The 20976-nt window shown below is 43.0% G+C and carries 15 protein-coding genes and 1 tRNA gene; 10 read left to right on the forward strand and 6 right to left on the reverse strand.

Going from position 1 to position 20976, the window contains the following annotated elements; all coding sequences use genetic code 11:
- Positions 1–36: 36 nt before the first annotated feature.
- A complete protein-coding gene (locus LZF95_RS20745) occupies positions 37–948 on the forward strand; it encodes a sugar phosphate isomerase/epimerase (protein ID WP_233757067.1) in 912 nt (303 codons plus the stop codon).
- A gap of 344 nt (positions 949–1292) precedes the next feature.
- Here the strand turns inward: LZF95_RS20745 and LZF95_RS20750 are convergent, their stop codons facing one another.
- Positions 1293–2792: a hypothetical protein gene (locus LZF95_RS20750; RefSeq protein ID WP_233757068.1), complete on the reverse strand. Its 1500-nt coding sequence runs from the start codon at positions 2790–2792 to the stop codon at positions 1293–1295.
- Between the two features lie 246 nt (positions 2793–3038).
- A complete protein-coding gene (gene fahA / locus LZF95_RS20755; RefSeq protein ID WP_233757070.1) occupies positions 3039–4307 on the reverse strand; it encodes a fumarylacetoacetase in 1269 nt (422 codons plus the stop codon).
- 334 nt (positions 4308–4641) lie between these two features.
- Between fahA and LZF95_RS20760 the strand changes: the two genes are divergently transcribed.
- Complete coding sequence (locus tag LZF95_RS20760) at positions 4642–6531, forward strand: CocE/NonD family hydrolase (protein ID WP_233757072.1); 1890 nt, start codon at positions 4642–4644, stop codon at positions 6529–6531.
- A 52-nt stretch (positions 6532–6583) separates the two neighbouring features.
- On the opposite strand, the gene LZF95_RS20765 is transcribed toward LZF95_RS20760, so the two are convergent.
- Entirely contained in the window at positions 6584–7882 is a 1299-nt protein-coding gene (locus LZF95_RS20765) for a TlpA disulfide reductase family protein (protein WP_233757074.1), read from the reverse strand.
- 613 nt (positions 7883–8495) lie between these two features.
- Here LZF95_RS20765 and LZF95_RS20770 point away from each other — a divergent pair.
- The 5 genes from LZF95_RS20770 to LZF95_RS20790 all read left to right on the forward strand — a co-directional run bounded on the left by LZF95_RS20770 (position 8496) and on the right by LZF95_RS20790 (position 13478).
- The gene (locus tag LZF95_RS20770) at positions 8496–9077 is read left to right on the forward strand and encodes a Crp/Fnr family transcriptional regulator (RefSeq protein WP_233757076.1); all 582 of its coding nucleotides are present in this window, start codon (positions 8496–8498) and stop codon (positions 9075–9077) included.
- 62 nt (positions 9078–9139) lie between these two features.
- On the forward strand, positions 9140–9520 hold the full coding sequence (locus LZF95_RS20775) for a DUF4260 domain-containing protein (protein WP_233757078.1): 381 nt from the start codon (positions 9140–9142) through the stop codon (positions 9518–9520).
- A gap of 426 nt (positions 9521–9946) precedes the next feature.
- Positions 9947–12580 (forward strand): valine--tRNA ligase, encoded by a 2634-nt coding sequence (locus LZF95_RS20780; protein ID WP_233757079.1) that lies wholly within the window; start codon positions 9947–9949, stop codon positions 12578–12580.
- A gap of 177 nt (positions 12581–12757) precedes the next feature.
- Positions 12758–13177, forward strand: coding sequence for a nucleotidyltransferase substrate binding protein (locus LZF95_RS20785; protein WP_233757081.1), 420 nt, complete (start codon positions 12758–12760; stop codon positions 13175–13177).
- On the forward strand, positions 13152–13478 hold the full coding sequence (locus tag LZF95_RS20790) for a nucleotidyltransferase domain-containing protein (RefSeq protein WP_233757083.1): 327 nt from the start codon (positions 13152–13154) through the stop codon (positions 13476–13478). Before LZF95_RS20785 ends, LZF95_RS20790 begins: the two co-directional genes overlap by 26 nt.
- Positions 13479–13849: 371 nt before the next feature.
- Here LZF95_RS20790 and LZF95_RS20795 read toward each other — a convergent pair whose 3' ends face one another.
- Entirely contained in the window at positions 13850–16384 is a 2535-nt protein-coding gene (locus tag LZF95_RS20795) for a phosphoenolpyruvate carboxylase (protein WP_233757085.1), read from the reverse strand.
- Positions 16385–16557: 173 nt separating this feature from the next.
- On the opposite strand from LZF95_RS20795, the gene LZF95_RS20800 reads away from it, so the two are divergent.
- Positions 16558–17697 (forward strand): lactonase family protein, encoded by a 1140-nt coding sequence (locus LZF95_RS20800; protein WP_233757086.1) that lies wholly within the window; start codon positions 16558–16560, stop codon positions 17695–17697.
- Here the strand turns inward: LZF95_RS20800 and LZF95_RS20805 are convergent.
- Entirely contained in the window at positions 17694–18776 is a 1083-nt protein-coding gene (locus LZF95_RS20805; RefSeq protein WP_233757088.1) for an o-succinylbenzoate synthase, read from the reverse strand. The genes LZF95_RS20800 and LZF95_RS20805 overlap by 4 nt on opposite strands.
- A gap of 70 nt (positions 18777–18846) precedes the next feature.
- On the opposite strand from LZF95_RS20805, the gene LZF95_RS20810 reads away from it, so the two are divergent.
- Positions 18847–20058 (forward strand): S-adenosylmethionine:tRNA ribosyltransferase-isomerase, encoded by a 1212-nt coding sequence (locus LZF95_RS20810; RefSeq protein WP_233757089.1) that lies wholly within the window; start codon positions 18847–18849, stop codon positions 20056–20058.
- Between the two features lie 46 nt (positions 20059–20104).
- Here the strand turns inward: LZF95_RS20810 and LZF95_RS20815 are convergent, their stop codons facing one another.
- Positions 20105–20359 carry a hypothetical protein gene (locus tag LZF95_RS20815; protein ID WP_233757090.1) on the reverse strand — a complete coding sequence of 85 codons (255 nt, stop codon included), beginning with the start codon at positions 20357–20359 and terminating at the stop codon, positions 20105–20107.
- Between the two features lie 301 nt (positions 20360–20660).
- On the opposite strand from LZF95_RS20815, the gene LZF95_RS20820 reads away from it, so the two are divergent.
- Positions 20661–20749: transfer RNA gene (locus LZF95_RS20820), tRNA-Ser, on the forward strand.
- Positions 20750–20976 lie beyond the last annotated feature (227 nt).

Genomic DNA, 20976 nt, shown 5'->3' on the forward strand with positions numbered 1-20976 from the left:
TAGCTAACTTGGACTCCGTAAAAAACCTAATCTAAAATGAAAAAACACTTAGACCTTAGTATCAGCTTTCTTCTAGCCTTAACTCTGGGTTTCACAGCTTGTAGCAGCAAATCAGGAAATAAAGAAGTAGTAGAGACAGCAGAAGTAACAGAAGCAGCACCTTCCAATTTCGGGGGATTAGCCCTTTATACGGTACGGGATTCCATGGCAAACAACCCAAAAAGTACATTACAGACTGTAGCCGATGCAGGCTATGCTTACGTTGAGGCAGCAAATTATGAAGATGGCAAATTCTACGGTATGGCACCTGCCGAGTTTAAATCTTACGTAGAATCACTCGGTATGACCGTCAAAAGCGCCCATATGGGCATGGTAAACATGGATAATGCAGATCAACTGATCGCCGATGTGAAGGCCGCGGGAATTGAGTATTTTGTGATCCCGGTACCACCAATGGGTATGTTCACGTTTGGCCCGGAAGGCATGGGCATGAAGGGAACTCCTGATGAATTGGTTACTATTATGAACACCCTAGGGGAAAAATGCACCAATGCAGGAATCAAGCTCCTTTATCATAACCATGACTTTGAGTTCAAAGCAATGGAAGATGGAACAATCATCGAAGAGCTGCTTTTGGAAAAATGTGATCCCAAGCATGTAAACTTTCAGATGGATCTTTTTTGGGTGAACAAAGCCGAAGCAGATCCTTTGACCTATTTCGAAAAATACCCTGGAAGATTTATTGCATGGCATGTGAAAGATATGAATGACGAAGGAAACTTTGCTCCTGTTGGCACTGGAAACATTGATTTCAAAAGAATTTTGGCCGAAAAAGAAAAATCAGGAATGGAATTCTATCTGGTAGAGCAAGATCAGACGTTTGGTTTGGATCCTATGGAAGCCATCAAAATCAGCCATAAAGGACTGGAAGAAATCGGGTTTAAATAAGATTTAAGATTCCAAACTTCCCAAATCGCAAAAGCCATCTGAGTATTCGGATGGCTTTTTAATTATAGGCATAATCACTAGCTTAAGCTTCTGACGAGCAACGCATTTATCTATAGTATGGTCGGGATAGTAATCTTACATATTGTCGTTGGGGTAGGATTTTTGATATATAAGACATCTGGTAAAAATCATCCGAAGAGAAAAGATGATTAGCAAATCCAGCTTCCGCAGGAGTAGGACAATACTAACCTGCGCCCTCTGTGAAACCTCAGTGACCATAGTGGTAAAACAATAAAAAGCCACTCCTAAGCAGAAGTGGCTTTCCCTAATAGAACCATTTAATTTTATCCAAGCAATAAGGTCAAGTTCCTGTGAATGGTACTTCTACCAATCCACTTATACCCATCTGTGGTCCGGGCAGAGGCAGTCAACACAAAACTGTATGCGCAGGATTGGGGAGGTCTCCAGTTTCCCAAAGCAGGAACCAGTTTATTGGTAAAACCTGTCCAATTGCCCATCGCAGGAGCATAATTTTCTGAATATATGCCCGCAGAAAGCCCATCCCCATACGTAGCATAGAAACTCACCCCCCGAAGATTACCTTCAGGATCATTTGCCGTAATCCTGAAATTCAATCCGTCTGGAGCCGCGCCTATGGTCTCAATGGCACAGGCTGAAACTTCACTGGAGCCATGTTTCACACTCTCAATGATAGTTGCAGGCACGTGATTATCTATAAAGATTTTCTCCTCTTGGCTTTCCAACACATTATAGCTCGTCCCTACGAAAAAGGTGATTTTCACCCTGTAAAGTCCTGGGAGCAGGCCAGAAGTAGGAAACTGTATCAATAAATCATCAATAGAATATTCTGAAGCTGGATTGGCCAGCTGATAGTATCCGAAGGAGGACGGAGCGAAGGATTCCAAAACGTATGTACTTCCGTTCCAACGGTAATTTGACCAATTGCTTATCAACTTGGAAAAACTACCTCCCGGAGGTGCTATTTCCACCAAGTACTTCCGGTTACCCGCTGAATACAATGACTGTAACTTAGTACGGTTTCCGATTAAGTTCAATGTGCCTCCGAACGCCGCATTTTCCACAAAATGATAATAACCTGAATCTGTAGTGGCCCGGCCTTGGGCATTGATTTTAGTCGTTGGGATCAGACCTATACTGCCTATGATTGGCCCTAGATCTTTGGTGGGAATGCTAGGCTTTCTACTTAATACCAACTGTCGAAGTTTGGTAAAATCCTTATAAAAATTTCCCGGAAAGTCAGTGGTAAACGCAGGGTTACTGGATTTGACCCTAAATCCAAAATATGTATATGGAGTACTCAATGGCCAGGAGAGGGCGACGTTTATCTCACTCAGCTCTATTCTGAATTTCCAGATGCGGTGCGACACCTCTGAGTTGGGACTGGGGCCGAATTCCTGTACCACAGCCGAATTCGAAGAGTCGGAAAGCAAGCCAGTCCAGCGACCTGGCCCTAGATATTTCTGCCTTCCAAGTTTATTGGGCTGACCTGGGTATAGCCCATAGTTCACATCCACATTAGAGGTGATGGCTCTGTCACGGTTGTTGTCAAAAGTAAGCCAAAAGTAATCATTGGTACCTGCGTCATTGCCGGTATCTGAGACCACATCCAGCGTGAGGTAGAGGAAATTCGCATCGTTTTTCGCCAGCACAAAGCCTCTCGTGAATTTGAGGCTTCCTGCTCCTTCCCAATCACCTTCCATGATGGGTTTGTTGATGTCCACGGGGCTGATCGCCCAGGTGCTTTTCAATGGTAAAGCAAAAAGCAAGGGAGTTGTGATAGACAGGTTTCTAAGTTTAGCCATAAGAATTGTTTGTTTGAAATAGAAAAGAATAGTTTGTCTCTTTGAAAAATCTGAGACGTTCACATTAAATATAATCCTACATTCATCATAGGAACCAGCTGATCAAAGGATATAAAATACATAACAATACCCTATTGATCAAAAACTTACCAAAAGTAACTCCCCTGCCGAATCACTGAAAAAATTGAGGTATAAAAAAACCTGACTTGTACTAAGTCAGGTTTTTAAATTATTATTTTCCGCGAATCATTTGGCGGGAAGCACTTTCGTTTTCAATTCTCCAAAACCTACTCTGACACCGTTCTTCTCCGCAAACCCTCTCATCAGGACAGTATCCCCGTCTTCAATAAATTTTCTTTCGGTCCCAGATTCCAATTTTACCACTTCACTCCCATTCCATGAAAGTTCCAACATGGAACCAAAAGAGTCTCGTTCCTTTCCAGATATGGTCCCAGATGCCATCATATCCCCTACATTGATATTGCAGCCATTGACCGTATGATGAGCAAGTTGCTGGGCCACATTCCAGTACATATCTTTGAAATTTGAAGAGCAGACTTTGCTGCTTTTTTCTTCTTCTGGCTGGATATAAGCTTCCAACTGAATATCGAAACTGTGAGGTTTATCACATTTCAGGTAACTCATCACCTCTGGCTCCTGTGGGGGTCCTGTTTCCCTGAATTGTTCCAATGCCTCCAATGTCACCACCCATGGAGATATGGAAGAGGCAAAGTTTTTTCCCAAAAAAGGCCCTAATGGCACGTATTCCCATGCCTGAATATCCCTGGCAGACCAGTCATTGAACAGCACAAAACCAAAAATATAATCCTCTGCATCGGCAGTGGAAACGGAATCGCCAAGCTTGGTGGATTTCCCGGTGATAAATGCCAGCTCCAGTTCGAAGTCCAGCTTTTTACTCGGCCCAAATACAAGAGTATTTGATTCAGGATTCTTCATCTGCCCCTTAGGTCGGATGATCGGCGTCCCTGAAGCGATGATGGAGGAGGCTCTCCCATGATATCCCACCGGCAGATGTTTCCAATTGGGCAACAGGGCATTTTCCGGGTCACGAAACATCTTACCCACATTGGCCGCATGTTCCAAACTGCTGTAGAAATCCGTATAGTCACCGATTTTCACTGGCAGCAACATGGTTGCTTCCTTCCGGTTCACCATCACCTTTCCTCTTGCAGAATGGTCTCTCAACTTTTCATTGTCTTCCAAGAGCAAATCCTGAACCCTCTCCCTGATTTTTCTGGTAATTACCTTCCCCAGTCCGATCAGTTCATTCAAGGATTCATTTAAGAAAACTCCTTCAGGCAAAAACATGTCTGAAAAGAACCCTTCCTGATCCAAAACACTTAAATCCACAATCTTGTCACCTATTGCCACTCCGATACGTGGACTAAGCCTTTTGTTCTGGAAAACTCCAAAAGGCAGGTTATAAATCGTAAAATCAGAATTTTTTGGTACTTCCACCCAGGTATTCAGGGTGTTGGTTGGGCTGTCGCTCATGGGTAAAAATCGTTGTGACTGCAAATTTAGCTTTATTGTATGAAATGAAAAGTGTAAACTGAAAAGCTTGGGAAATGTAAATTCTATCCAGCTTCATAAGTCTTTGGCTACTTGCTTATTGGGGACACGGATCTAAATTTCAATTAATTTCCAATGATGGCTACTCCATTCACGCATTTGGTTGCTCCTATGCTTCGCGTGTTTCGTACCATGTCCTGGCCCCTGGATTATAACAGTAGTCTTTGTTTTTAAGCATCGTTTTTACCAATCATCATTTTCTCTGGGGTCTCAATGATCTGTTTGCTAACTTAGTCCGAACAGAAATTTTACCCAAATGAAACATCTTTACACTATTTTCCTGGCCCTCCTGTTGGTGATGGCAGTCTCGCTTGTTTCCGCACAAGAAAAAAGCATCATAGACCAACTCGAAGAAGTAGCCATAGTTGACCAGAAAGTCATGATGCCCATGCGGGATGGAGTGAGGCTGGCCACGGATATCTACCGTCCCAAAGCTGAGGGAAAATATCCTATCGTTTTTTCCCGAACGCCCTATAATTTCAATACCTGGGGAAATGGGGAAATGAATACTCGTACCATGCAGACTGCCCTGGACTGGGTCAAAAAAGGATATGCCTATGTAGTACAAAACGAAAGGGGTCGATACTTCTCCGAGGGTGACTGGGACATTCTAGGTGTGCCGCTTACAGATGGGAATGACGCCTTTGATTGGATGAGCAAGCAAGCCTGGAGCAACGGGAAAATCGGTTTATTGGGTTGCTCTTCCACTGCTGAATGGCAGATGGCCGTGGCATCACTGGATCATCCCGCTTTGGCGGCGCTAGTTCCTCAAGGATATGGTGCAGGAGTTGGACGTATAGGAGATTTCAATGAGCAAGGTAACTGGTACCGGGGTGGTGCCGGACAGATGCTTTTCACAAACTGGCTGTATGGTGTACAGCATGACCCCATGGCTCCTAAACTGCCCACAGGAATCGAGCAGAAGGATCTGCTGAGGCTCCAGCGGTTCTATAATATGTCCCCAACCTATCCAAGGATTGATTCCAAAGAAGCCTTGGCACATCTCCCTATCCAGGACATAATCAAAAATCAACATGGCCCCATGGGAATCTACGAGGAGATGATCACCAGAAAACCAAATGACCCAAAGTGGTTTGAAGGAGGTTTGTACCATGACGACATGCCATTTGACAAACCTAGTTTTTGGTTTGTTTCCTGGTTTGATGTGTCAGCCGGGCCAAACATCGCATTATTCAATCATGCCCGTGAGAATGCGGTTTCCCAGATGGCAAGAGATAACCAGTACCTGGTCATCGCTCCGGTACTTCACTGCTCCTTTGCCCGTGCCACAGAAAACACCATGGTGGGTGAGCTCAACGTAGGAGATGCCCGGCTGAATTACGACGAAATGATCACCGCTTGGTTTGACAAGTGGCTGAAAGGTGAAGACAGTAACACCGTCCAGGAACTTCCACGGGTTCAATACTACACCATGGGCTCCAACAAATGGCAGACTTCCGAAGTATGGCCACCAGCAGAGGCAGTGATGACCACCATGTACTTAGACTCGGATGGTGAAGCAAATACGCTTAATGGAAATGGAAAACTTACTTCCAAAAAACCTAGGAAAGACAATCCCGATACGTTTCAATATGATCCTATGAATCCTGTGACATCATACGGGGGAAATGTCTGTTGTACAGGAAATGCGATCGACGGAGGTGGGGGCTCCCTGGATCAAAGTGAGATGGAAAAGCGGGAGGACATTTTGGTGTACACTTCCGAAATACTGGAAAAAGGAGTTGAAGTCTCTGGTTTTATTGAGTCCTACCTTTACCTATCTTCCGATGCCAAAGACACCGATGTGACCATCAAGCTCATCGATGTGTATCCAGACGGAAAAGCGTATAATCTGGATGAAACGATACAGCGGGTTCGCTACAGGGAAGGCTATGACCAGGAAGTATGGATGGAAGATGGCAAAGTGTATGAAGTAAAAATGACCCCGATGAGTACTTCCAATTACTTTGATAAAGGGCATAGAATCCGTATTGAAGTAAGCAGCTCCAACTTCCCCCGTTTTGACAGGAATATGAATACCGGAGGAAACACCTACGATGAGACTGAGGGGGTCATTGCTACAAATTCAATTCATCATGGTGGAAAGCATCTGAGTAGAATTGTACTGCCGATTGTGAAAAATTGATAAAGCCAGAAGGCCCATGGGGGATCCGCTTCCCCCTTTTTTTGGTTTGTGGTTATAATTCCATTTCTTCCAAAAGCTTATCAATCAATTCATCAGCCCCTTTGCTTGCAGTTTTTGATCTGTTTTCCACAATATTCCCGTTCCAGTCTATAAGAACCGAATGTGGAATACCTTTAATATCATATTTGATTTTGAGATTTTTGGTCCATACTTCGTCTGCATAAAGATTGTCCATTTCCAGACCATATTTGGTGATATATTCTTTCCACCTCTCAGGTTTAGTCTCTAGGCAGATATTGACTATCTTGACAGGTTTGCCGTGATATTTTTCTACCAAAGCATTTTCGTATGGGAATTCCTCTATACAAGGTTTACACCAATCGGCCCAAAAATTGACCAATACTACATTTCCGAGATAATCCTTTGATTCCACATCTTCCCCTTTTTCGTTTATTAGAAAAAAGTATGGCATCCCGGAACCCGGCTTCAATGCCACACTGGAAAAATAATATTCCTTTATAAAATTCCTCATTTGGTCGTCAGAGAAATAATCTAATACTGCAGAGTCATATTCGGATCTGACATGCTTAATTATCATACTTGTGCGGTAGGCCAAGAAAGCATCTTTGATGTTTCCGGTAAACAATTCATCTATTTCCCGGGCCATATAAATACTCGTTGGCTCATCTGAGCTATCCACTTTTTCTTTAGTTTTATTTTTTTCCCGATTTTTTAGATTGGCGTATTCATGTAAGAATTGCATGTAACTTGACTCACCGATAAATTTCTCATTTTCCAAGGGAACGGATTTAACCAAATCCGCCAAAAAATCATCAGGTATGCTGTCCTCCATTTGGAGCATTTCTTTTCTGTAAGAAATGCTGTTTAGCTTAGTTGCCACAGATCTATATTGCAATCTCTCTTTTTCGAGTTTCACATACCAATCAGGCAATTGGGATTTATTCAATTCAAGGTTGTTTAGCCGGATATTTAAAACAGAATCATTCACTTCATTCAAACGCACATAATCTTTCTCACCATGGGTGGCCATCGCCGTTATCTGGTTAAGGTGATTAAAACTCAGTTTCTTTTTTGCGTTTTGGAAAAGGAACAAATTAATAGGACTTAGGTCACCTGAAAAAACAATTGAGTCATTGTCCAAAAAAGTCAAGGTGTCCACAGAACCCGGCAGCATGAAAACATCAAGGTTTCTTTGATTTATATCCAAATGGACATAATCCATACTGCGGTTTTTAAGATAAATATCAACACTTGCCTCAGGATTCAAAAGGGTATCCACAATTGTTACTTCTATAGGAATGCTCGACCACTTTTCAAATTTGATCTGCATGGGTGAAGTACTCAGGTTTAAGAAAGCAAGTTTGCTTTCACCATTAAGATCAAATTGTAATTCTGGCACATTTTCCCTTTGGGTACAATGTTGGAAGAGAATTATCGACGCTAGTAAAAAAAACAGAAGCTTGGTCTTTTGTGTCATAACAGCATTAATTATTAAAAATATAGGAATGATTTTTAAGTTACAAGATGCCTAATTGATAGAGTTCTATGTTGTTTTTTTAATTTGCAGAAATCTAAATGGAACTATTGACTCAGGAGAGTTGAATTGCTTTAGAAAAATAACTAGTTATGCTCTTACTGAAATAAGGCTCCGAAGGAGAATTAAGCAGTACCATAAACTCTGTAATTTAACCGTAACAAATCCACACACTATGAAACCAAAACAAATCTGGGAAACTTAGGAGTAGAGAATATCGAAAGGATGAAGGAATTTTATCGCTTATTGGGGTTTAAACTAAATAGCCATCCTACCAATGAGCTTGTGAAATTCTTTTTTGGCGCCGATGAGTTCGTTATTCACTTCTTTGAAAAGGAAAAATTAATCCTGGGTAAAAGGATATAAAGAGAAACACAGGTCTAATTGAATTGATGATTTAACACTAATTATGACAGCCCTCGAACAAAACATAAAAAACTACTTTGGCGTCATGCATGAGGATAGTTTGCAAGCGATAAGTTCCCGGTTTCAATCAGAAACACTCAAAAAAGGTGAATTCTACTTGAAAACCGAGATGCCGTGCAAAAAGCTTAGCTTTATCAAATCAGGGATTTTGAGGGTCTATAAGCAAACTCCTGACAAGGAAGTCACCCAATGGATTTCTAGTCCAGGTTATTTTGTGGCAGATCTTTCCAGTTTACTTTTTGGCACTCCAGCTCGCTGGACTATCGAAGCCTTGACGGATGCTGAGCTTTTCACCATCAGCGGAGAAGATTACAAGTCCATCGGAACTATTGTTCCCAATTGGCATGAGCTTGAAAAATTGTTTATCGCAAAATGCTTCACTATGCTGGAAGAAAGGGTATTTACCCACCTTTCCATGACAGCCGAAGAACGATATCTTCATTTTTTTGAGCATAATAAGGAGCTTTTCAACCAGGTTCCGCTCCAATACATCGCCTCTATGCTGGGAATGACACCGGAGACATTCAGCAGAATCAGAAACAAGCAACTCAGCCCAACTTCTTGATATTTATCAAGAGCGCTCTCCCTTCTACTTCCCAATTTTGTACCACACTAATTCACTTAAAAATGAGAGACTTACTAAAATTGGAAGAAGCGGCAATATTTATGCTGAGCATTTATTTATTCAGCACATTAGACTTTGCCTGGTGGTGGTTTCCAGCGCTCTTGTTAGTGCCTGACGTAGGAATGATAGGGTATTTATTCAACCCGAAGATTGGAGCATTTATCTATAATGTTTTCCATCATCGATTGCTGGCTGCCGGTGTCGCTTTCTACGGACTGGTATTTGAAAATGAGTATTGGATACTTGCCGGGGTCATACTTTTCGCTCACATTTCCTTTGATAGAATGATGGGCTATGGCTTGAAATTCAACGACAGCTTTCACCATACTCATCTTGGAGGGATTGGGAAAACCGGCAAAAGTTGCAAATCAACATACGGTTAACACAAAAAAACACACCTCCAACACACTCGTTTTCAGTAAATTATTTTATAACCAAATCCATTTTGTGTAATTTTGGAATTAAATTCCTAATTTACACAAAATGGATTATTTTGATAGACATATTAAGGCTTGAAATACTTCCAAAAAATAGCTCCTGAAAGTGCTGCGAAACTTATCTATGCCGGAAATTTAGACCATGAGCGAGATGGAATACAGATTAGTAATTTTCAAACTCTATGAATCTATCACTTACTATCTTTAAGGAAATCCAGCTTCTGCAAAATTAGGACAACTCTAAAGCTGCGCTCTCTGCGTAATCCTCCGTAGTCTTTGTGGTAAAATAAGAATGAAAGCAGAATTGATCCGCCAATCATGCCTCCAAAATTGGCTTTTTCGCTATTTTTGCGGCTCAATTAATTCCTGATTATGTCTATTGCCAGCAAATACGATCCAGCAGCTACCGAAGCCAAGTGGTACTCCTACTGGATGGAGCACAAGCTTTTTTCTTCGAAAGTTGATCATTCGAAAGAGCCTTACACCATCGTAATCCCACCACCAAACGTCACCGGCGTCTTGCACATGGGGCATATGCTGAACAATACCATTCAGGATGTATTGATCCGCCGCGCCAGAATGCAGGGCAAAAATGCCTGTTGGGTTCCCGGTACTGACCATGCCTCTATCGCCACGGAGACCAAAGTAGTAAACCTGCTCAAAGAGCAAGGTATAGACAAAAAGTCCCTTACGCGTGAAAAATTCCTGGAGCATGCCTGGGAGTGGAAAGAGAAATACGGGGGGATTATCCTAGAACAATTGAAAAAACTGGGAGCCTCCTGCGACTGGGACCGTACGGCGTTTACTATGGACGAGGGACTAAGCGATGCGGTGATATCCGTCTTTGTGGACTTGCACAAAAAGGGAAAAATCTACCGCGGTATCCGCATGGTGAACTGGGATCCCAAAGGCAAAACCGCCCTATCTGATGACGAGGTGATCACCAAGGAAATCGCTTCCAAACTATATTACATCAACTATAAGATCGAGGGATCGGAGAATGAATTCCTTACTATAGCTACTACCCGACCGGAGACCATCATGGCCGATGTGGCGATCTGCGTGAATCCAAATGACCCTCGATTTACTCATTTAAAAGGTAAGAAGGCCATTATTCCACTGATCGACCGTGCCATTCCCATCATAGCCGATGAATATGTGGACATGGAATTTGGTACAGGCTGTCTGAAGGTGACACCTGCCCATGACATCAATGACTACGAGCTTGGGCTAAAGCACAAGCTGGAAGTGATCGACATCTTGAATGATGATGGAACGCTAAATGAAAAAGCTCAAATCCTCGTGGGTGAAGATCGCTTCATTGCCAGAAAGATGATCGGTAAAAAACTGAAGGAAATAGACCAGTTGGAGAAAATAGAAGATTACAAGTCCAATGTAGGTCACTCCGAAAGAACAGATGCTGTGATCGAACCGAAACTTTCTTTGCAGTGGTTCCTGAAAATGGATGAAATCACCAAACCGGCACTTAACTCAGTTATGGATGATGTGATCCAGTTATATCCGCCTAAATTCAAGAACATGTACCGTTCTTGGATGGAAAATGTGCGCGATTGGTGTATCTCCCGTCAGCTCTGGTGGGGGCATAGAATTCCGGCTTACCACCTTCCAAATGGGGAATTTGTGGTTGCGAAAACTGCTGAGGATGCCTTGATAATCGCCAATGAGAAATTTGACGGCAAATTTACCTTAGCGGATTTACAGCAAGATGAAGATGTGTTGGATACCTGGTTCAGCTCTTGGCTTTGGCCGATTTCGGTTTTTGACCCGGAGGTTTTCACTACCGGCAAGCCGAATGAAGAACTGAAATATTACTACCCTACCAGCGACTTGGTGACAGCACCGGAGATTTTATTCTTCTGGGTGGCACGAATGATCATTGCAGGTTATGAATACATGGGCGAAAAGCCTTTCAAAAACGTCTATCTGACAGGTATTGTCCGCGATAAACTCGGCAGAAAAATGTCCAAATCCCTGGGCAACTCACCGGATCCTTTGGAACTGATCGCACAGAACGGAGCAGATGGCGTACGTACAGGTATGCTCTTCTCCTCTCCTGCCGGAAATGATTTGCCTTATGATGACAAACTGGTGGAGCAGGGAAGAAACTTTGCCAACAAAATCTGGAATGCCTTCCGCCTGGTAAAAGGCTGGGAAATCGATCCAAACCTTGACGGTTCGGCAAATGCCTCAAGTATAGAATGGTTTGAAAACCGATTCAACCAAGCCTTGGTAGAAATCAACGAGCACTATGAGAAATTCAGGATTTCCGATGCCTTGATGACTACCTATAAGTTGGTTTGGGGAGATTTCTGTTCTTGGTATTTGGAGATGATCAAACCGGAGTATCAGCACCCTATCGATCAGGCGACTTACGATAAGACCATTGCGCTTTTTGAAGATATCCTGAAAATTCTTCATCCATTTATGCCGTTTATCTCTGAAGAACTATGGCATCAGATCAAGGAAAGATCTGTCGAAGAATCCTTAATCTTGGCTTCTTGGCCTCAGGAGAAAGGGTTTGACACCAAGATCATCGAGGAGGCCAATCAGGTCTTTGAGGTGGTTTCTCAGGTACGAAACCTACGTGCTTCTAAGGGCATGTCACCAAAAGAATCGCTTGACTTGACCATCAATGCCAAAAACGAAGGGTTATATGGTCGATTCGAGGCTGTTTTGAATAAGCTGGCAAATCTTTCTTCGCTTAATTTCGGTGAGAAAGCAGCCAATTCGATCAGCTTTGTGGTGAAGTCTGATGAGTGTTTTATCCCTATGGGAGACTCGATCAATGTGGAGGAGGAAAAGGAAAACATCCTGAAGGAGATAGATTACACCAAAGGCTTCCTGAATTCCGTCATGAAAAAGCTGGGCAATGAGCGCTTTGTCGCTGGTGCCCCTGCCAAGGTCATAGAAATGGAGCGCAAAAAGCAAGCTGATGCTGAGGCCAAAATCAAAGCATTGGAGGAGAGTCTGGTAAAATTGGGATAACCTTCCTTTGAGGTTTTAAAAACCTTAAAGGTTTGGAGTAAATATAAGCCTTACAAGATGACCTAATGGAGGCGATTTGATACTCCACTCTTATTCAAAGAGAAATCCGGAGCCGTAACACTTCGGATTTTTTATATCCTTTTGGTGAAAAGGGACTTTTTGGGTTAAATTGGAAAGATGGAACAAGACGTGCGATGGCATCAGCGACTAGAAAACTATTCTAAAGCCCTTAGTCAACTTGAAAAGGCTGTTTCTCTTTCTAAAGAACGGGAGTTAAGCGATTTGGAAGAACAAGGACTTATTCAGGCTTTTGAATTTACGCATGAACTGTCTTGGAATCTACTAAAGGACTATTTGATATTTCAAGGCAATTCATCAATAACAGGCTCCCGGGATGCAACAAGGGAAGCCTTTCGCTTGGGTTTGATTGCTGATGGAGAAAACTGGATGGAAATGATTAAAAGTCGAAATCAGTCATCCCATACTTACAATGAAGCTGTAGCTGACGAAATTTCATCTAGGATTACAGAAAATTACCATCAACTTTTCAAAGCACTGGAAGACAAAATGTATGAGCTCAAAGCTAAAAACCCGTGAGGATTTCGGATTACCGGACAAAACTATTGAAAAAATGCATCAGGTTTTTAGAAATCACCCGGCAATTCAAAAAGCTGTGCTGTATGGTTCAAGAGCCTTGGGAACATACCGTCCCAATTCTGATATCGATCTGACTTTGGTGGGAGAGGAATTATCTTTCACAGAGCTCCTCAAAATAGAAAATCAGTTAGATGATCTGCTTTTGCCTTATCAAATTGACCTTTCTATTTTCGATAGATTAGATCACAAAGGGCTCATTGAGCATATTGAGAGAGTAGGAAAAACATTCTACTTGAAATAATTAACTGTGATTTTGTTTTCTCGCGGCGGCGCGGCGTTGAATAGTCATGTAATGTTGAAAAGCTTGAAGGTCCAAACTTCTATTCTATAAATTTGTAATTCCTCTTATCAGAAATATGTAAAGTCCGGCTTCCGGAGAAGCAGGACCACCGTGTCCTCTGCGCAAACCTTTATGAACTCTGAGGCTTACAAAAACACTCTTGAATTAAAACTTCGCAAACGGTGATGAAAATAGCATGTAATCATTTAAAAGATCAGCGTACATCAGCGACTTTTTCTGCGCATATCTGAGGGGGCTACATTTATATGTCAAAAAAAAATCCCGACTGAAATCAACATCAGCCGGGGTTTTACGCTGATAGGTTTTGAAACTTATGCTGCGTTTCTTGCAGCGTTGATTATCCCGAACATGCTTCGCAAGATCAACTTTTCAAGAATGTCTGAGGATTTGCCTGTCTCAAGTATTTTTTGGATGGCGTATTGCTGTACCGTAATCAGCGGCAATACGATACGCTCACGGATTTCTATAGACTTTTTGATTACTTTGTTATCTCCCATCAATTCGTCCATGGAAGAAACCTCCTTCAATTTCTCAATTGATCTGAGATATTCATCATACATGAGTTCCCAGAGCCCTCCGTAATTTTCATCTTCTTTCAAATAAGCAGTTGCAGGATAAAAACACTTGGTCAGGGACTGCATGGAATTGCCCAGCAGAGCCCGGAAGAATAAGCTATTATCATACAGTTTCTTCAGGTCTTCCAATTTGCCTTTCTTTTCCAAAACCTCTATGGCAGTTCCCACTCCATAGAATCCGGGTATATTCTGCTTCATCTGAGCCCATGAGCCTACAAATGGAATAGCCCGGAGGTCTTCAAATTTCAAGCCCTCTCCTTTACCTCTTTTCAAGGGTCTGGAACCTATGTTAGTCTTGCCAAAATATTTTAGCGGCGTCACGTGCTCCAGGTAAGGCACAAATTTCGGGTGACTCTTGAATTTCTTATAGGATTCATAGGCTTCGCCGGCGAGTTCATCGATCAATTCCCGCTGTTCAGTATTTAGATTCTTATCAGCGCCCACGTAAAGATGATTTTCCAATCCCGCACTTAGCAGTTGTTCGAAATTATAGGTGCATGACGCTACTTTGCCATAATTGGCGGAAATAGTCTGCCCCTGTATGGTCACCTGTATCTCGGAATTTTCCACTTTTTCTCCGAGAGATGCATAGAAATTATGCATATTACCCCCTCCACGTGCAGGAGGCCCCCCTCTACCGTCAAAGAAGACTACCTCGATTCCGTTTTCCCGGGACACACGGGTCATCTCCTCCTTGGCTCTAAGAATAGACCAATTTGCCTGTAGGTACCCCCCATCTTTGGTCCCGTCCGAGAAGCCAAGCATGATCGTCTGCTTGTTTCCTCTATATTCCAGATGCTTTTTGTATTCTGGAAGCTTATAGAGACTGGTCATGATCCCTGGCGCCTCAGCCAGATCGTCAATTGTCTCAAACAGCGGCACAATGTCCAACGGTAGATTCTCCTTATCCGCACCCAGGGTCAGCTGGGCAAGTTTGAACACTTCCAGCAGATGCTTTCTGGATTGGCAATTGGAAATAATGTAGCGGTTAAGGATTTCCTCTCCATTTTCCTGCTGCACAGCATCTATTATCCCGAATGACTGGAGCATCTCCTGGTTAAATGGATCCTGAAAAGACACGATTTCAGGTAATTCCGTAAGCCCCATAATCTGTGCAATCTGCCCATCTTCGGTTCCTTCCAGTTTTTTACCCTGAAGCTGGAAAATCTCCTCTATCAGCGCATCGTGTTTGCGGCTGTCCTGTCGCATATCCATGCACGCGAAATGAAAACCGAAAATCTTCACCTTCAGGATAAACTGGTCCAATACTTCGAGAAAAAGCCCTTCGTGGTATTTGATCAGGCCTTCCCTGGCAGAAAGGAGGTCTGCAAGCAACTGATCTTTGCTTTGGTAAACCGGGTTATTTTCAAATAAGGTAGCATATAGGCCACGCTCGATGTTTATCAGGATCTCCTCTACATGCTTGAAGGTGAGTCTTCTTCTCACTTTACGCACATCGCGGTAATAACATTTAAGCACCCATTTTTTCAGACGGTCAGCCACCTGTTTGGTTATTGTATGGGTTACAAAAGGGTTCCCATCCCGGTCACCCCCTGGCCAAAAACCAACCTTGAGTAAACCTGGGTTTTCCCAATCGTGAAGAGAAATGTCCAATGAGCCCAGTAAGCGGGTCATGATATCGGCAATACTCTCATAGAATATATTCTCCAAAAACCAGATCAAGCTCACCGCTTCATCATATGGAGTAGGTTTTTCACGCTTGGTAAAGCCAGTTTTCCCCAATTGCTGTAAAAGGGAATTGATTTTACCTATGTCATCCGTGCGGATAGCATTTTCCAGGTCTGTGATAATCGCCAGTACGTTTCCAGGATAGAATTGCGTAGGGTGGGCGGTAAGGGTAAGCCTCACTGAGAAAGTCTTCAACTTCTCTATCAGCTCCTCCCGTTTATTGTCGTTATCAGTCCGGTATATAAGTGCTTTAATCGTTCCTTTTCCTTTCAGATCATGGATTTTTTCATAAGCGGCATCTTCGATAGAATCAAACAGCACCACTTGCCTTTCTACATATTGGATCATTTGAAACAGCAGATCAGACTGCTGAGACTCCGTAGAGTCAGGCATCAACTCATCGAAAAACCCTGCAATAATTTCCTTTGGAGTCAATCCTTTCTGGAAACCATCCTGACAAGCCGTACCCAAAATCGGAAGTAATGTCCCGGTACGGTAAATGTCACTGAAGGGAAGATCTAAAAATAAACTGTTGTAAATCGTGAAGCGCTTGGCTACTTGGGTATCATAGGTTTTGTACATTATTCATCTTCCTTTTTAATGGTTGAGCAAATTAGTAAAAATTCCAAAAAACGAAACGACTTTTGCCTATTCATTAACAAATAATCAGATTTACGTTCTTTTTATTAACCAAACGAATCATTTTTCAATAAAAACACAAATATAGTATCTCGGATAATTCTTTATCTTTCGCTATGAAGAAACCACTTTTAGCAGCAGCCATACTTGCGGGTTCCCTTGCCTGCTCCACCGATAAAACCACAGAAATGACCGAAGCTCCAATAACCTACTCTTTTTTGGTAGGCACCTATACAGAGGAGGCGAGCCAGGGTATCAACCAACTTGATTTCACCCCCTCGGAAAACAAACTGACCATACGGACAATCTTTCCTGGAATCCAAAACCCTTCTTTTGTAGTAGCTAATTCTACAGGGGATTTGGTCTATTCCCTGGAGGAAATAAACAAAGTTCCCGGTGGAAATGTCGTTAGTTTTAGCCGTACCAACGGAGAAGACAGCCTAACTCAAGTTAGCGAAATATCAAGTTTTGGAGATCACCCTTGTTACCTGGCGCTTTCTCCTAATGAAAAAATCCTTACTGTTGCCAATTACAGTGGTGGTAATCTAAGTGCTTATAAAATAGCCCCTAATGGAGAATTGGCTCATCTGCAGACTATTCAGCACACCGGAAGCAGTATCAATAAGGATAGACAAAACGCTCCCCATGTACATAGTACAGTGTTTAGCCCTGACGGAAAATTCCTACTTGCCGCTGATCTAGGCACCGATCAGATCTACGTTTATGCTTTTGACGAGGATGCACCGGAGCCTCTGACTTTAAGCAACACCTATAAAACCCAGGCTGGAGATGGCCCTAGGCATCTCGTTTTTTCTGCCGATGGTGCTGAGGTATTTCTCTTGCAGGAACTGACAGCTGTGCTGGAAGTATTGGATTTCAACGAAGGCAAGCTTGCATCCAAGCAAAGAATATCTCTAGTAACCGATGGATTCCCTGGAGCAGTTGGAGCTGCTGAAGTGCGGGTTTCCCCTGACGGAAAGCATGTCTATGCATCCAATCGTGGAGATGCCAATACGCTTTCTGTATTTTCCAAAAACGGTGAGGGAAATCACCAGCTGGTCCAGCAGGTAGATTCCGGTGGAAAAATGCCCCGAAACTTCAATCTGACCGCAGATGGCAAATATCTTCTTTCCGCCAATCAGGCAAGCAATGATATTGTGGTATTCGAACGGAATGAAGAAAGTGGAGAACTCAGCCAGACTTCCATGAAGGTAAAAGTCCACAAACCCGTATATCTGTTCAGACTTGGTGACTAAGAAGGCTCTTCCCACACAAGGGCTGGGTTATATCTGATATGCCCTTGAGTAATCTCCAGGGGAGATTCTAGGTTGTTGCTGTATAACTTACCAGTACCCAGTCCTTGTGGAATACCAGCTCCTAAATAATCCGCAAATTGGGAGATGGCATTAAGCCCAATGTTGCTCTCCAGTGCAGAAGTCAACCACCATCCTATCCCCCGTTCCTCAGCGAGAGCGATCCATTCTTGGGTCTCCAATATCCCGCCTAACAAGGTTGGCTTAAGTATAATATGCTGTGGCTGTATAGCATCCAGCAGACCAACCTTGTCCTCCACTCCTATCAATTCTTCATCGAGCGCTATGGGCAGTGGAGTGGTCGCGCAAAGCTCCTTCATGGCATCCCGGTTTCCCGCTCTAATCGGCTGCTCTATGCTGTGCAGGTCATACTTTGCAAGTTGATCCAATTTTGCTGTGGCTTCTTCCACAGCAAAAGCTCCGTTCGCATCCACTCTTAAAACTATTTCATCTTTGGAGAACCGAGTGCGTATATACTCCAGCAACCCCAACTCCTGCCGAAAATCTATAGCCCCGATTTTCATTTTGAGGCAGTCAAACCCTTCTTCCAATTTCTCCTCGATCTGCGCCATCATAAAGTCTTTTTTCCCCATCCATATCAATCCGTTGATGGGAATGGCCTTGTTTCCCGCTGCAAAATCCCCTTCGAAAATCTTCTTTTCACCCCCGTTCAACAAATCCAGCACAGCTGTTTCCAGGGCAAACCTTAAACTAGGCAATCCGAAGGGTATTAATTTGCTCAATTGGACCAATACGCCTTCTTGATCTATCTCCCACTTCACTTGAGACAGTTCCTGAAGGGTATCATGAAGAACTTGTCCAAAATCCTCTCTATCATCCAAGCTTAATTTCACCAATGGAGCAGCTTCTCCCCAACCCACTTGTTGAGCTTTTCCTTTGAAAAAAGCTTTGATCCAATATACTTCTTTGGTCTTCAATACGCCCCTGGAGGTTCCGGCATCAAACTTGAAATTCAAGGTTCTCTTAATGTAATCGAAAGTAATTTGGGCTAGAGCGGACATGGATAAAGTAAGGTTAAGGCAGATACTTGAAATGAGTTGAGCTATATTTGCAGGCAGAATAACAGCACCTATGCAGATCCCCGCAATTGATTTAAGAGAATACGAATATACATTACCCGAAGATAAGATTGCCAAATTCCCACTGGCGACCCGGGATGCTTCAAAATTATTGCTGTATAATTCAGGTAAGATTTCCCACCTGAGCTTCAACAATATCCCCGATTTGCTTCCGGCAGACACTTTGCTGGTTTACAATGACACCAAAGTTATCCCGGCGCGGTTGATATTCCAGCGTGAGACAGGAGCAAGAATCGAGATTTTTTTACTCCAACCAATTGCTCCCACTACAGTGATCCCCGAAATCATGCTGGCCCGGCATCCGGTGATATGGGAAACGATGATCGGAAATTCAAAAAAGTGGAAAGACGGGGAAATTTTAAAAGGCCAGGTTCAATACGGGGCAAACACGATCAGTCTTTATGCAAAATTAATTGACAGAGAATCCCGCCAGGTAGAGTTCTCTTGGGACAATTCGGCGGTGGCATTCGTGGATCTTGTAGAAGCCAGCGGGGAGGTTCCTCTCCCCCCTTATTTGAACCGAAAACCTATAGCGGAGGACAAGTCTCGCTACCAAACCGTGTATTCGGAAAAAGAAGGTGCCGTAGCCGCCCCTACGGCTGGTCTGCACTTTACAGAGGAAATATTTCAAAAGCTTAAAGTCAAAGGAATACAGCAAGCCCAGGTCACACTCCACGTGAGTGCGGGCACATTTCAGCCGATCAAGGCTGCCCAGATCACTGAGCACCCTATGCACAGTGAGCAGGTCCACGTCACCCGGGATACTATCGTAAAGGTACTGCACAACCTGGGCCAAGTGGTCGCGGTAGGCACCACTTCTGTACGTACCTTGGAAAGCCTGTATTGGTTTGGCGTAAAGTTACTTGAGAAAAAAGGAGAGGATCTGCATATCGAAAAGCTATTCCCTTACCAAGTAAGGGAGAGTCAACCAAGCCCCCAATCCTCCTTTGAAGCTGTTCTTGCCCACATGGAAACCAAAGGGCTGGAAACACTTATGGGCAGTACCGAGATATTTATTTTCCCAGGTTATAAATTCAAGGTTGTCCGGGGTCTGATCACCAACTTCCATCAGCCAGGCTCAACACTGATCCTATTGATCGCAACGATACTCGGGGAGGACTGGAAACGTGTATATGGGGAAGCGTTGGAAAAAAACTACAGGTTTCTAAGCTATGGGGACAGTAGCTTGCTTTGGATACCATAAATGTACAAAAACCGCTACCCAATCCGATAAAAGCAAGATTCCATTATCAGAACTGTGAAAAATCATACTGCGAAAAGTCCGAATAATCTATTTCTTTTACCATGAGGATCAAGGCATTGGAAAATTCCTGCTTGCATGCACAAACCGCATAGGGAAAACAACGCTCATGGGACGAAGTGATCTGTAAGGAACCAAAAAACCGGTTGAGTTCTTCCAGGGAATCGGAACTGACCGTGACACATCCAACCTTGGAATCACAGTTTTTGATCAGGAATTGTGCGGTAGAAGTCTGGATTATCATATACTCGGATTTTAATGATTGCCAAAATTAAGGGTACCCGAAAACAAAAAAAATACCCTGTACAGGGTATTTTTTTTGTTTTCGGGCACAAATTGCCAAATTATTTTATTTGATTTTCAGCCCATTAGCCCAAAAGATGAAATCATTAAATTCCTAATGGACAATGATTTGTTAAAGTCTGATCATTTGGTTTATATTTGCATCGCTTTACAAGGGATTATCGGTGAAAACCATCAGAAAACTAGGGGAATTCATGTGAGAGATGCATTGTAAAGTGATATTAAGCCGGTAAAATATTCCTAGAGGGTTGGGTGAGTGGCTTAAACCAGCAGTTTGCTAAACTGTCGTACGTGTCAAAGCGTACCGGGGGTTCGAATCCCCCACCCTCTACACTTGAAGCCAACTTTAGAAATAAGGTTGGCTTTTCTTTTTTGTTTGCATCTCGACCAGTATAGGATCAGAAAGCATAGTGAGGAGGGACTGACATTTAAGGATCAGCCGGAATAGCTGGGGAGCTGGTTATTTTAAGCATAGATATTTGATAGTCTGAACAGGAAGAATTCAATGTTGGTGACACCTCTGAACTGAGCCCTGAATGCCTTGATTTTTGCATTGAA

The sequence above is a fragment of the Algoriphagus sp. AGSA1 genome, from assembly GCF_021390545.1.
Lineage (GTDB): Bacteria > Bacteroidota > Bacteroidia > Cytophagales > Cyclobacteriaceae > Algoriphagus.